The organism is Krasilnikovia cinnamomea (genome assembly GCF_004217545.1).
In the GTDB taxonomy this organism is placed as follows: domain Bacteria; phylum Actinomycetota; class Actinomycetes; order Mycobacteriales; family Micromonosporaceae; genus Actinoplanes; species Actinoplanes cinnamomeus.
In genome coordinates, this window is the sequence record NZ_SHKY01000001.1 from 715,018 (window position 1) to 728,440 (window position 13,423).

Annotated in this window: 11 protein-coding genes and 1 rRNA gene; 5 read left to right on the plus strand and 7 right to left on the minus strand. The window is 70.2% G+C overall.

Annotated features, from left to right (window positions below; all coding sequences use genetic code 11):
• Positions 1-271: 271 nt before the first annotated feature.
• Both EV385_RS03075 and tyrS read right to left on the minus strand, forming a co-directional pair.
• Positions 272-1,790: ribosomal RNA gene (locus tag EV385_RS03075) — 16S ribosomal RNA — on the minus strand.
• Positions 1,791-2,584: 794 nt separating this feature from the next.
• Positions 2,585-3,868 (minus strand): tyrosine--tRNA ligase, encoded by a 1,284-nt coding sequence (gene tyrS, locus EV385_RS03080; RefSeq protein ID WP_130508060.1) that lies wholly within the window; start codon positions 3,866-3,868, stop codon positions 2,585-2,587.
• A gap of 84 nt (positions 3,869-3,952) precedes the next feature.
• Here tyrS and EV385_RS03085 point away from each other — a divergent pair, with 84 nt between their 5' ends.
• A complete protein-coding gene (locus EV385_RS03085) occupies positions 3,953-4,726 on the plus strand; it encodes a polyphosphate kinase 2 family protein (RefSeq protein ID WP_130508061.1) in 774 nt (257 codons plus the stop codon).
• 18 nt (positions 4,727-4,744) lie between these two features.
• On the opposite strand, the gene EV385_RS03090 is transcribed toward EV385_RS03085, so the two are convergent.
• The gene (locus EV385_RS03090) at positions 4,745-5,326 is read right to left on the minus strand and encodes a hypothetical protein (RefSeq protein ID WP_242624673.1); all 582 of its coding nucleotides are present in this window, start codon (positions 5,324-5,326) and stop codon (positions 4,745-4,747) included.
• Between the two features lie 106 nt (positions 5,327-5,432).
• Positions 5,433-5,915: a type II toxin-antitoxin system PemK/MazF family toxin gene (locus EV385_RS03095; RefSeq protein ID WP_130508062.1), complete on the minus strand. Its 483-nt coding sequence runs from the start codon at positions 5,913-5,915 to the stop codon at positions 5,433-5,435.
• A 108-nt stretch (positions 5,916-6,023) separates the two neighbouring features.
• Between EV385_RS03095 and EV385_RS03100 the strand changes: the two genes are divergently transcribed.
• Positions 6,024-7,145 carry a type III PLP-dependent enzyme gene (locus EV385_RS03100; protein ID WP_165449377.1) on the plus strand — a complete coding sequence of 374 codons (1,122 nt, stop codon included), beginning with the start codon at positions 6,024-6,026 and terminating at the stop codon, positions 7,143-7,145.
• Positions 7,135-7,731 (plus strand): hypothetical protein, encoded by a 597-nt coding sequence (locus EV385_RS03105; RefSeq protein ID WP_130508064.1) that lies wholly within the window; start codon positions 7,135-7,137, stop codon positions 7,729-7,731. Before EV385_RS03100 ends, EV385_RS03105 begins: the two co-directional genes overlap by 11 nt.
• Positions 7,732-7,840: 109 nt before the next feature.
• On the opposite strand, the gene EV385_RS03110 is transcribed toward EV385_RS03105, so the two are convergent.
• Together EV385_RS03110 and EV385_RS03115 are read right to left on the minus strand one after the other, a co-directional pair.
• A complete protein-coding gene (locus tag EV385_RS03110; RefSeq protein ID WP_130513040.1) occupies positions 7,841-8,632 on the minus strand; it encodes a CAP domain-containing protein in 792 nt (263 codons plus the stop codon).
• A gap of 259 nt (positions 8,633-8,891) precedes the next feature.
• Entirely contained in the window at positions 8,892-9,836 is a 945-nt protein-coding gene (locus EV385_RS03115) for an acyl-ACP desaturase (protein WP_130508065.1), read from the minus strand.
• Between the two features lie 126 nt (positions 9,837-9,962).
• Between EV385_RS03115 and EV385_RS03120 the strand changes: the two genes are divergently transcribed.
• Positions 9,963-10,571, plus strand: a complete 609-nt coding sequence (locus EV385_RS03120; RefSeq protein ID WP_130508066.1) for a DNA-3-methyladenine glycosylase — start codon at positions 9,963-9,965, stop codon at positions 10,569-10,571.
• A gap of 31 nt (positions 10,572-10,602) precedes the next feature.
• Here the strand turns inward: EV385_RS03120 and EV385_RS03125 are convergent, their stop codons facing one another.
• Entirely contained in the window at positions 10,603-12,276 is a 1,674-nt protein-coding gene (locus EV385_RS03125) for an alkaline phosphatase D family protein (protein WP_130508067.1), read from the minus strand.
• A gap of 190 nt (positions 12,277-12,466) precedes the next feature.
• Between EV385_RS03125 and EV385_RS03130 the strand changes: the two genes are divergently transcribed.
• A complete protein-coding gene (locus tag EV385_RS03130; protein WP_130508068.1) occupies positions 12,467-13,393 on the plus strand; it encodes a sulfite exporter TauE/SafE family protein in 927 nt (308 codons plus the stop codon).
• The last annotated feature ends 30 nt before the right edge of the window (positions 13,394-13,423 follow it).

Consider the following 13,423-nt stretch of genomic DNA (forward strand, 5'->3'; position numbering starts at 1 on the left):
ACCCCCAGCCTCTCAGCCGGGTACCCGACCCGCGTTCCCACGCGGTACCGGGCCTGGTTGTTCCTTCAGGACCCAACAGGATGTCTTGATCGGTCGCCCCGCCCCAGCCGCACCAGCCCACCGTTCCCCCACCCCACACAGGGATGCGTACTAGATGCGCCGGCCGTTGCCGGAACCAGACTAGGCCAGTGTCTCCGCCATCGAGCACCCCGTCACCACACTCGGGTGACGCGGGCTCCTGGCCCGCTTTCACGGGCAAGGTGCTCCTTAGAAAGGAGGTGATCCAGCCGCACCTTCCGGTACGGCTACCTTGTTACGACTTCGTCCCAATCGCCAGCCCCACCTTCGACGGCTCCCTCCCACAAGGGGTTAGGCCACCGGCTTCGGGTGTTGCCGACTTTCGTGACGTGACGGGCGGTGTGTACAAGGCCCGGGAACGTATTCACCGCAGCGTTGCTGATCTGCGATTACTAGCGACTCCGACTTCACGGGGTCGAGTTGCAGACCCCGATCCGAACTGAGACCGGCTTTTTGGGATTCGCTCCACCTCACGGCATCGCAACCCTTTGTACCGGCCATTGTAGCATGCGTGAAGCCCTGGACATAAGGGGCATGATGACTTGACGTCATCCCCACCTTCCTCCGAGTTGACCCCGGCAGTCTTCGATGAGTCCCCGGCATAACCCGCTGGCAACATCGAACGAGGGTTGCGCTCGTTGCGGGACTTAACCCAACATCTCACGACACGAGCTGACGACAGCCATGCACCACCTGTCACCCGCCCCGAAGGACCCCGTATCTCTACGAGTTTTCGAGTGATGTCAAACCCAGGTAAGGTTCTTCGCGTTGCATCGAATTAATCCGCATGCTCCGCCGCTTGTGCGGGCCCCCGTCAATTCCTTTGAGTTTTAGCCTTGCGGCCGTACTCCCCAGGCGGGGCGCTTAATGCGTTAGCTGCGGCACAGAGAACCGGAGAGGCCCCCCACACCTAGCGCCCAACGTTTACAGCGTGGACTACCAGGGTATCTAATCCTGTTCGCTCCCCACGCTTTCGCTCCTCAGCGTCAGTATCGGCCCAGAGACCCGCCTTCGCCACCGGTGTTCCTCCTGATATCTGCGCATTTCACCGCTACACCAGGAATTCCAGTCTCCCCTACCGAACTCTAGCCTGCCCGTATCGGCTGCAGGCCCGCGGTTGAGCCGCGGGTTTTCACAGTCGACGCGACAAGCCGCCTACGAGCTCTTTACGCCCAATAAATCCGGACAACGCTCGCGCCCTACGTCTTACCGCGGCTGCTGGCACGTAGTTGGCCGGCGCTTCTTCTGCACCTACCGTCACTCTCGCTTCGTCGGTGCTGAAAGAGGTTTACAACCCGAAGGCCGTCATCCCTCACGCGGCGTCGCTGCATCAGGCTTCCGCCCATTGTGCAATATTCCCCACTGCTGCCTCCCGTAGGAGTCTGGGCCGTGTCTCAGTCCCAGTGTGGCCGGTCGCCCTCTCAGGCCGGCTACCCGTCGTCGCCTTGGTAGGCCATCACCCCACCAACAAGCTGATAGGCCGCGAGCCCATCCCACGCCGAAAAACTTTCCACCCCCGACCATGCGGCCAGAAGTCATATCCGGTATTAGCCCCCGTTTCCGAGGGTTATCCCAAAGCATGGGGCAGGTTACTCACGTGTTACTCACCCGTTCGCCGCTCGAGTACCCCCGAAAGGGCCTTTCCGCTCGACTTGCATGTGTTAAGCACGCCGCCAGCGTTCGTCCTGAGCCAGGATCAAACTCTCCAACAAAAACCTGAAGAATCAACCCCAGCAACAAACAAATTGTTGCCAAAGGAATCCACAACCGACCACCAAAATGATCGGCCAGGGACAAAACAATCACAATTGGCACTGGCTTATCAAAACACCCTGTTGAGTTCTCAAAGAACAACCACACACCAAAACCAGACCCCCAACCGGAGGCCCAACCTCGGGGCACTCGTTCAACTTACCCTCGCAATTTCGCACCGTCAAATCCGGTGCAATTTCACTCGGGCACCCATGGTGAAGCGCGTGATCAATGATCACTTGCTATTCCGTGGGTTCCGGCAGGACGGCCGCTGCGGATTTCTTCGCCGCTCGCCCGTTTCCCTACCGGCTCGAACCACTTTACCCGGTCGGCTTCGCGGATCCAAATCGGGGTCCCCGTGAGGGTTTCCCGTGCCGCACCGCCCGGATTCGGCTGCGAGATCGTCGATTCGCGGCCGAATCCCGCAACTCCGTGATCAATTCACGGCGTCGCGGTTCCACGCGACCGCGCACGATCGCGAGGATCGCTTCGGTCTCGTGGGCCGGCAGGTCGACCATGACGACTCGCCGCGGTCACTGCCGTTGGTAGAACTCACCCGGCCGGTTTCCGGTCACCGAGGAATTCGGTCACCGAACCGCCCGGGACTCGACCCGACGGAGTTGACCTCCGCGCGGCCGATTGGGTCCCGACCCGGGGACTCGCGCGCCGGAATCCCGGCGCCCGGTCTCACGGGCGAAGGGAAACGCTACGTGGCGACGGAGGACAGCGTCAAACTCCCGGCGGTTGACCTACGTCACACCAGTTCCACACCGGCAAAGGTCCGCTTGCCCCGGCGCAGCACCAGGAACCGGCCGTGCAGCAACGCCGACGCCACCGGCACGGCGTCGCCGTCCGTGACCCGCTCGTTGTTCACGTACGCACCGCCCTCGGCGATCGTCCGGCGGGCCTCGTTGGCGCTGGCCACCAGGCCGGAGTCCTTCAGCAGGGCACCGATCGACGGCAGCTCACCGCGTACCTGAAGCAGTCCGGCCTCGGCCAGGGCGGCCCGCAGCGTGTCGACGGACAGCTCGTCGAGCGAGGCCCGGCCGAACAGCGCCTGGCTTGCCATGATCGCCTGCCGGGCCTCCTCGGCGCCGTGCACGAGTGCGGTCATCTCCTCGGCCAGCGCCCGCTGGGCGAGCCGCGCCTGGGGGCGTTCGGCCGTGGCCTTCTCCAGCTCCTCCAGTTCCTCGCGGGGGCGGAAGCTGAAGTAGCGCAGGTAGTTGTTGATGTCCCGGTCGTCGGCGTTGACCCAGAACTGGTAGAACGCGTACGGCGAGGTCATCGTGGGATCGAGCCACGTGGCGCCGCCCTCGGACTTGCCGAACTTGGTGCCGTCGGCCTTGAGCACGAGCGGCGTCGTGAACGCGTGCACCGGCCCGGCACCGCGCCGGCGGACGAAGTCCACGCCGGCGGTGATGTTGCCCCACTGGTCGGAACCACCGAACTGCAGCGTGCACCCGTTGCGTACGTGCAGCTGGTAGAAGTCGTTGGCCTGCAGCAGCTGGTAGCTGAACTCGGTGAAGCTGATGCCGGTCTCGAGGCGGTTACGCACCACGTCGCGGGCCAGCATCTTGTTGACCGGGAAGTGCTTGCCGACGTCGCGCAGGAACTCGATCACGGAGGTCGGCCCGGTCCAGTCCAGGTTGTTCACCAGGGTGGCCGCGTTCACGCCGGTGTAAGTGACGAACGGGGACAGCTGGGCCCGGATCCGGTCCTGCCAGGCCGCCACCACCTCGGGCGGGTTGAGGGTGCGCTCGCTGGACTCGCGCGGGTCGCCGATCTGGCCGGTGGCGCCGCCGACCAGCAGCAGCGGGCGGTGGCCCGCGAGCTGGAGGCGGCGGGCGGTGAGCACCTGCATGAGGTGGCCGACGTGCAGCGAGGCGGCGGTCGGGTCGAAGCCCACGTAGAACGTGATCGGCGCGCCGTCCAGATGGCGGCGCAACTCCTCCGGATCGGTGGAGTCCTGGATCAGCCCCCGCCAGCGCAGGTCGTCGACGATGGGCTGCACGGTCGCGGGTTCGGCACGGTCGGTCACGTGGCCGATTCTCCCGCATGCGTTCCGGGGCCGGACACCGGGTTTCGGGGTGACGGTGCGCGGCTTCGATGCCAGGGTGGAGCCATGAGCCGTCTCGGATCCGCGACGCCGCCCGTCGAGCTGTCCAAGAGGAAGGCGGTGGCCCGGCTGGTGGCGGCGCAGCAACGCCTGCTGCGGCTGCGGCTGCTGCTCGGCGGCCAGATCGGCGAGAAGCGGATCGGCCCGCCGCTGTGCGTCGTCTTCGAGGGCTGGGACGCCTCGGGCAAGGGCGGCGCGATCAAGCGGCTGGTGGCCCCGCTCGACCCCCGGCACGTGCGGGTCTCACAGTTCGCGGCGCCGACGTACGACGAGAAGCGGCATCACTTTCTCTGGCGGTTCTGGCCCGGGCTGCCGGGTTGGGGCGGGATGGCGGTCTTCGACCGGTCCTGGTACGGGCGGGTGCTGGTGGAGCGGGTCGAGGGGTTCGCCTCCCGCGAGCAGTGGACCCGGGCGTACGGGGAGATCGTCGAGTTCGAGCGGACACTGACCGCCGAGGGCATGATCATCGTCAAGTTCTGGATGCACGTGTCCGCCGCGGAGCAACTGCGCCGTTTCGAGGACCGGGCCGCCGATCCGCTGCGTACCTGGAAGCTCACCGACGAGGACTGGCGCAACCGCGACAAGCGACGGCAGTACAAGGCCGCGGTCCAGGAGATGCTCGAGCGGTGCGACCCGCCGTGGGCGCCGTGGCACATCATCGCGGGCGACGACAAGCACTGGGCACGGCTGGCCGTGGTCGAGACGGTCTGCGCGGCGGTCGAGACGGAGCTGGAACGGCGCGGGTACGACCTGGAGCAACCGGCCATGACGGCGAGCTGACGTGGCGGAGCCGGCCGCTCAGGCCGGGGCGCCGATCAGCAGGGGGCCGGGAGCGGGCCGGCCGTCGAGCTGGGTGGGATCCAGACTCCACGCGGACGCGACCGCGAGCACGTCACGTTCCGTGACCAGTACGGTCGTCTCCTCGTCGAACGTCGGCGGCAGGCCCGCGGACCGCTCGGCGGCGTCGGGTTCACCGAACCAGGAGGTCACCTCGCCGGTCTGCCCGACGTAGCCGAAGGCGCGTACCGGCTGCCCGTCGACCGCGCGCTGCCAGCGGTGCAGCTCGGTGACGCGGTGCGACGCGAAGAACTGGACCTCGGTGCCGAGCCGTCCGGACAGGCCGGGCACGTCGACCACCGTGCCGGGGCGCAGTAGCCAGCGGCCGGTGGCGAGCACCCAGGACGCTCCGGCCGCGCCGGGCAGCGGCGGGGTGATCGCGACCCGGTCGTCGGTGAGGTAGGCGAGGTCGATGCCATCGCGCCAGGACACCGAACCGAGATCGCGCAACCCGAGGGCCGTCAGCACCTGGCCGGGTTCGGCGTCGCGCACGGCGAGCCACGCCTGTTTCGTTCCGAAGCCGACCATCGCCCCCGCAGTCATGGGCCCCACGCTATCGCCCGTCCCGCTGGGCGGTCCCCAGGTAACGCGATTGCGGCGCGGCGGCGAGGACGGCCGGTAACGCGGCACAGCGGGTGGCGAGGACGGCTCAGGCCCAGCCGTACTCGCGGCGCAGGCGGTCGGCCACCCGGTCGTAGCGGCCACGGTCCAGGACCGCGCCCTCGCGGCGGATCCCGTCCTCGTCGACCTCCAGCACCCGGTCGAGCCGGACCCAGCTGGGCCGGGCCGTGACGTCCCAGTCGCCGGGGCCGAGCGCGAACCAGCCACGCTGGCCGTCCCGCTCGCTCTGGCTGGACAGCATCAGACCCAGCAGGGTACGGCCGGCGCGCCCCACCACCAGCACGGGCCGGTCCTTGCCCTGGCGGGGGTCGTCCTCGTAGGGCACCCAGGTCCAGACGATCTCGCCGGGATCGGCGGCGCCGTCCAGGTCGGGCGCGTATTCGAGCCGCCGGCCCCGGCTGGCGGTGGGCACGGACCTCGGTGGGGTCGCCGGGGCGGGGCGCGTAGTGGGCACGCCGCGGCGCGCGGCCCGGCGCAGCACGCCGGCGATGCCCTTGAGCAGGTTTGCCACCGCCGCACTCTAGCGAGCCGCGACCCGCCCGGGGACGGACGCACTGGCCGAGGGCCATTGATGATCCGTAATCTTCGACGCTGCGACCGTCCACCGGAGATCACCACCATGACCATGTCCGTGCCCGCCGGCGAGCTTGGTACGCCGTACCTGAGATTCGACCTCGACGGCCTCGACCGGGCGTACCGCGCGATGCGTGATGCCCTGCCCGAGGCCCGTGTGCACTATGCGATGAAGTGCAACCCGGCCCGGCCGATCCTGGCCCGGCTGCGGGAGCTGGGCGCATCGTTCGAGATCGCCTCGGCCGCGGAGCTGGGCGAGCTGCGGGCGATCGGGGTGCCGGCGGCCGAGGTGCTGTTCAGCAACCCGGTCAAGGTGCCCGCGCATGTGCGGCAGGCGTGGACGGCCGGGGTGTACCGCTTCGCCGTCGACTCCGACGCCGAGCTCGACAAGATCGCCTCGGCGGCGCCCGGAGCGGCGGTGTACGTGCGGCTGGCCACCACCGCCGGGGGCAGCGCGGTGCCCAGCGAGGGCAAGTTCGGGGTGGGACCCGGCGCGGCCGCGCGGCTGCTGCGCGGGGCCCGGGCGCGGGGGTTGCGCGCGTACGGGATCACGTTCCATGTCGGATCGCAGATGACCGACCCGGGTGCGTGGGCGGACGCGATCGAGCGGTGCGCGGCGGTGATGACGGGGCTGCGCCGCACCGGCATCCGGCTGGCCATGCTGGACGTGGGCGGCGGATTCCCGGCCCGCTACGACTCCGACGTGCCGGATCTGCGGACGTACGCCAAGCACATCCGCACCGCGATCGACCGGCATGTGCCGTACCCGGTGGAGCTGGTCGTGGAACCGGGCCGTGCGCTGGTCGCCCAGGCCGGGGTGATGGTGGCGACCGTGATCGGGGTGGCCCGGCGCGGCGGGGCGCGCTGGGCGCATCTGGACGTGGGCGCGTTCAACGGGTTCATGGAGGCGCTGGAGACCCGCACGGCGCTGCGCTACCCGGTGTGCGACTCGCGCGACTCGCCGCGCCGCGACTCGTTCCACCTCACCGGGCCGACCTGCGACAGTCAGGACACGGTGCGCTACTCCGTGCCGCTGTCGGCGGACCTGGCCGTGGGCGACCGGGTCTACCTTCAGGTCGCCGGGGCGTACACGACGGCGTACGCCTCGCGGTTCAACGGTTTCGACCCGCCGGGGCTGCGGTTCGTATGCTCGGCGGGTGCACCCTGACATCGAGGCGTGGCAGGCCTGGGACCCCCGGGTGGCCGCGCGGCGGCTGGCCGGGCTGCCCGCGCCCTGGTACGTGGCGGCGGGCTGGGCGATCGACCTGTTCACCGGCGGCACGCCCCGCGATCACGAGGACCTGGAGATCGCGGTCCCGTCCGGCCGGTTCGCGCTGGTGCCGCCGCTGCTGCCCGACTGCGACTTCTGGGTGCCGCAGGGCGAGGGCCGCCTCGTGCCGCTGAGCGCGGCGACGCTGGCGGGCGAGTCGCACCAGACGTGGGCGTACGAGCGGGCGGCCGGCCGGTGGCGGCTGGACGTGTTCCGGGAGCCGCACGACGGCGACATGTGGATCTGCCGGCGCGCCGAGGACCGCATCCGGCGTCCGTATACGGAGATCATCCGGCACACCGACGACGGGATTCCGTACCTGACGCCCGAGGTGGTTCTGCTGTTCAAGGCGAAGGCTGCCCGCGCCAAGGACGAGCGCGACCTGTCCGGGGCGCTGCCGCTGATGACCGCGACGCAGCGGGGATGGCTGCGCGACGCGCTGGAGCTGGTCCATCCTGGCCATCCGTGGCTACGGGTCTGCTGAGCTCAGCCGCGCGGGCGCTTCGGCCCGCTCGGGTGGGTACGGCGGGTGGGGCGGCTCGGTGGCGGCGGGCGTTTGGGGCCGACCGGCCGGGCCGGGCCGTACGGGCGGCTCACTTGACGAAGTCCTGGGTCATCCACGTGACCCCCTTGGCGTCGCGCACGACGCTGAGCCCGATGCGGCGGAAGTCGTTGCTGAGCAGGTTCCTGCGGTGCCCGTCGTTCGGCGGGACCTCGGCCAGCATGCTGTCGGTCAGCCCGTTGGCGGCGTCGACGATGGCGGCGTCACTCGCGCCGGAGGACCCGAAGCCGATGTTCTCCCCGGCCGAGCTCCAGGAGACCCCCTGGGCGCTGAAGCGCTGACCGAGGCCGCTCTCACCGTTGCACTGGTGCTGCAGCCCACACCCGTTGATCATGAGCTGGTTGTGCAGGGCGGCCGCCTTGGACAGGTCGTTGTCCAACGTGTACGCGGGCAGGCCCTTGTCGGCGCGGGCCGCGTTGATGTGCGCCAGTACCCGGTCGAGGACTCCGCCGCTGGTCTGCGGCACCTTGCCCGCGCTGGCCGCCCGTCGCGGGGCCGTCCGGGTGGCCTTGGGCTTGGCCGGGATCGTCGTGGCCGTCGCGGACGGCTTGGGCTTGGCAGCGGGGGACGTGCTGGCGCTGGCGCTCGGGGCGGGGACGGTGGCGGTGCCGTCGGCCGGTGCCGCCAGCGGGGCGGCGTCGGCGGCCGGCGGCGCCGCCTCGCCGGTGGGAGCCGCCGCGGCGGCGACGTAGCTGTCGGCGACACGGGCCTGTGACGCATCGGCGGCATGCCGGTGCAGGCCAGCCGTGGTGAAGCCGACGCCGATCACCACCGCCGTCGTGCCGGCAACGAGGGTGTAGCGCAGTCGCAGGGTTTCGGACATCGACACGGGCTCGGTCGCTCCTCGATCCTCAGGCGGCCGCGTGGGGGGCGGCCGTGCACCGTGGGGCACGGGCGGCACCGACTATGCCGGGCAGCCCGGGCGGGGCGGGCGCACCTCAGGAGCGCTTAAGGATCGACTCAGCGAGAGATAAGTTCGCGCCCGCGCGGTCCGCGACCCGTCACCCCCCGGTAAACGGCGTGGTGACGCATCGGTCGCTGTCCGCGACCGATGCGGGTACGCGGGTACGTGAGCGATGGTGCTAGCGGGCGGGCAGCGCGTCCTTGCGGGCGTTGGCCCGGTCGCGCATCTCGGTGAACCGGCTCGCGGCCTGGTCCAGGTCGGCGAGGAACGCGGCCAGTTCCTCGCGGGCCGCCTCGCCGTCGCCGGAGAGCCCGGTGCGGTCCAGGACGCGCAGCTGACGCAGGACCGGCATGATCACCTCGTCGTGGTGGATCCGCAGGTCGTAGATGCCCGCCTTGGCGATTTGCACCGATTTGCGGCGGAAGTTCTCGATCCCGTGCCCCGGCATCTGGAATGCCTTGACCACGCCGCACACCGCCCGCATCGCCTCGTTGGGCGCCAGCTCGAACGCCGCGCCGAGCAGGTTCCGGTAGAACAGCATGTGCAGGTTCTCGTCCTGGGCGACGCGGGCCAGCAGCTGGTCGCACACCGGGTCCTCGCTGATCCGGCCGGTGTTGCGGTGCGCCACCCGGGTCGCCAACTCCTGGAACGACACGTAGCTGATCGACGGCAGCACGCCCTGGTGATCCGTGGTGAACCCGTTCTCCATGTGCGTCATGCGGGCGCGCTCCAGCGCCACCGGATCGACGGCCCGGGTGGTCAGCAGGTAGTCCCGGATCGCGATCCCGTGGCGCCCCTCCTCGGCCGTCCACCGGTGCACCCAGGTGCCCCAGGCCCCGTCGCGGCCGAACAACGAGGCGATCTCGTGGTGGTAGCTGGGCAGATTGTCCTCGGTCAGCAGATTCACGATCAGCGACGTACGGGCGACGTCAGACAGCTTGGACTGGCCCGGCTCCCACGCCTGCCCGCCGAGCACCCCGTCGAAGTCGGTGCCCTCGCTCCAGGGCACGTACTCGTGCGGGAACCACTCCTTGGCCGTGCCGAGGTGGCGGTTGAGGTTGGCCTCGACCACGGGCTCCAGCTCGGTCAGCAGGGCGACTTCGGAGAGGGGCTCGGTCGTCACACGTCCTCCAGGCTGCTCGTTCACAGGTGCCGTCGGCTACGCCACCGTAGGTTACGGTAGCGTAGGTTACCGCCTGCCGGTCGCCGGAGAAGGTGCCAATCGGGGGTATGTGCTTGTCTTGACGCCGTGAACTATCCCTGGCTCACCGCCCCGGCCGAGGCGGTCGCGGACACCGCCCGCGATCTGCTCGGGTGGCTGGTCAGCGCCCACGGCGTCACGGCGCGGCTCACCGAGGTCGAGGCGTACAGCGGGCTCGGGCAGGATCCGGCCAGCCACGCCCACCGCGGGCCCACCGCGCGCAACGCCGCGATGTTCGGCCCGGCCGGTCGGCTCTACCTCTACCGGATCTACGGCATGCACTCCTGCGTGAACGTCGTCTGCGGGCCCGAGGGGCAGGCGTCGGCCGTACTGTTGCGCGCTGCCGAGGTGATCGACGGGCTCGCGACCGCCCGGGCCCGGCGGCCCGCGGCGCGCTCGGACCACGACCTCGCCGCCGGACCGGCGAAGCTCGTGCAGGTGCTGGGGCTCGACGCGTCCGCGTACGGCACGTCGGTGGTCGACGGCAGCGGCCCGATGACGATGACGCCGCCGCCGGTTCCCGTGGCGCCCGAGCTGATCGAGGCGGGGCCACGGGTCGGGGTCACCTCCGCGCACGAGGTGCCGTGGCGGTTCTGGATCAAGGGCGATCCGACGGTCAGCGCCTACCGGCGGCACGTCCGCCGGGCCCGCCGGTAGGGGTGGACCCCCGGGGGCCCACCCCTACCGGTCATGCGGACGGCGACGTGCGGCGCTTGCGCGCGGCGGCCGGCGCGGACTCCTTGCGGATCTTCGACGAGCCCGTGCCCACGGACCAACCGGCGACCCAGCGGGTGGCGCTGTCGCGGCGGGTGCGGTCCGCCAGGTGGTACCAGTCCATCCGGCAGCGGTCCGTGGTCACCTCGAACACGCCGTACCCGTGGCCGTCCAGCTCGGTCCACTTCACGTGCGGGTTCGTGGCGCGGATCAGGTCGGCGGCCAGCAGGCTGAGCGGCCCGCCCGGGCTGGTGTGCAGGAAGTCGTTGAGGTTGTCGCTGGTCACCGACGGGACCACGAACTCCGCGGCGGCCGGGTTCTTGGTCCCGGTGTCCTTGGTGGTCAGCTCGCTGGCCCAGGAGGTGTGGATGTCGCCGGTGAGGAAGACGACGTTGCCGGTGTGGTGCGCCCGCAGCGAATCGACCAGGCGTTCGCGGTCGGCGTTGTAGCCGTCCCACTGGTCGGCGTTGAGGACGATGCCGTTCTCCGGGATGCCGAGCAGCTTCGCGAGGGGGCCGAGCAGCCACGCGGGCAGCGTCGCCAGGTCGACGCGGGCGATCATCACGGGATTGCCGACGATCTTCCAGCGGGCGGTGGAGGAGTTCAGGCCGTCGATCAGCCACTGCAACTGGTCGGTGCCCGCGATCGTCCGGCTGGGGTCGTCGACGTCGGTCCCGTTGGACTGCTTCGACCGGTAGGTGCGCAGGTCCAGCATGGACAGCTCGAACAGGTTGCCGTAGCGCAGGCGGCGGTAGATGTGCCCGTCGGCGGCGAGGCGGACCGGCATCCACTCGGCGTAGGCCTGGCGGGCCGCGGCGACCCGGGCCCCGAAGGCGCCCTCCGTGCCGGGCGTGTGGTTCTCGGCGCCGCCGCTCCACATGTTGTTGGCGACCTCGTGGTCGTCCCATGTGATGATCCACGGGATGGAGGCGTGCAGGGCCTGCAGGTCCGGGTCGGTCTTGTAGCGGGCGTGCCGGGTCCGGTAGTCCGCCAGCGTCACGATCTCGTGGGTGGGCTCCGTGCGGCGGACCACGGTGCCGCCCGCGTCGAACTCACCCGTGCCGTACTCGTAGATGTAGTCGCCCAGGTGCACGACCAGGTTGAGGTCGCCGCGCTCGGCCAGGTGGCGATAGGCCGCGAAGTAGCCGGCCTCCCAGTTGGCGCAGGACACCACGCCCATGCGCAGCCGGCTGATGGCCGCGTCGGTGGCCGGCGCGGTCATCGTGCGGCCCGTCCCCGACCAGGCCCCGCCCAGCCCGAAGCGGTACCAGTACGTGGTCGCCGGGGTCAGGCCCGCCACGTCGACCCTGGCGGTGTGGTCGCGGTCGGGTCCCGTGTGGACCTGGCCCGAGGCCACCACGGTGGCGAACGACGGGTCCGCCGCCACCTGCCAGTCGAGGGTGACGGCGGGACCCGCGCCGGAGCCGGGAACGGAGTCGGGGGTCGGGGTGACCCGGGTCCAGAGCAGGATGCCGCCGGGCAGCGGGTCGCCCGAGGCGACGCCGTGCTGGAAGACGGATGCGGAGGCGGCGGAGGCGACACCGGGCCGGGTTGCGGCGACGACGACGCCCGCGCCGGCGGACAGGCCGGCGACGCGCAGGACGGTGCGGCGGTCGACCGGGCGATCCGCGCCGGGGATAACAGTCATGACATGTTCTGTAACACGAGCGACACGTCAAACGTGTCAATGATCACAAATATTTCACGGATCTTGGCCTGCTGGGCAAGGAAGCGTTCTTTTCCCGCAACTTGATGAACCCGACACCAACGACGGGTATTTTCCACAAAGTCAACCGAGTTAGTAGACAAAGCAGGGTTTCCCCGCCAGACTCTCGGCCATGGATCTCACCATGGCGCTGGCTGGACTCGGTGTCGGCATCGTCGTCGGCCTCACCGGCATGGGTGGCGGCGCCCTGATGACACCGATCCTGGTGCTGTTTTTCGGCGTCCCGCCGATCGCGGCCGTCTCCAGCGACCTCGCCGCCAGCGCCATCATGAAGCCGTTCGGCGGCTTCGTACATGCCCGGCGGGGCACGGTGAACTGGCGGCTGGTCGCCTGGCTGTGCGCCGGCAGCGTGCCCAGCGCGTTCCTCGGCGTCCTGCTGCTGCGCCTGATCGGGGACGACGCCGCCACGCAGCACGCCATCAAGATCGCCCTCGGGGTGGCCCTGCTGCTGGCCGCCGCCGGACTGGTGCTCAAGGCGTGGACCGGCCGCCGCCGTCCGGCCGAGGCGGCGCCCGAGCCGATCCGGGTACGCCCGCTGCCGACCCTGGCCCTGGGCGTGGTCGGCGGCCTCGTCGTGGGCCTGACCTCGGTCGGGTCGGGCTCGCTGATCATCGTGATCCTGCTGGCCATCTATCCGAAGCTGCGCGCCAACGACGTCGTCGGCACCGATCTCGTGCAGGCCATCCCGCTGGTCCTGTCGGCCGCCCTCGGTCACGCCCTCTTCGGTGACCTGCACCTCGACATCACCGGCGCGGTCCTGCTCGGCTCCATCCCCGGCGTCCTGCTGGGCGCCCGGATCTCGTCGCGGGCCCCGGTCGCGCTCATCCGGACCGCGCTCGTGGTGGTGCTGCTGGCCAGCGCGCTCAAACTGCTCGACGTGCCGACCGCCGCGGTGGGTGTGATCACCGGTGTCGCCGTGCTGGCGGCGGCCGTCACCGCGGTGGTGGCCCGGGTGCGCGGTGCCGCACCGGGAACGCCGGCGCCGGTCGAACCGGTGACGAACGCCCGCCCGGCCCGGGCCGAGCTGGTACGGGACTGAGCCGCCCCACCTCGCGGATCTGCGACAGCG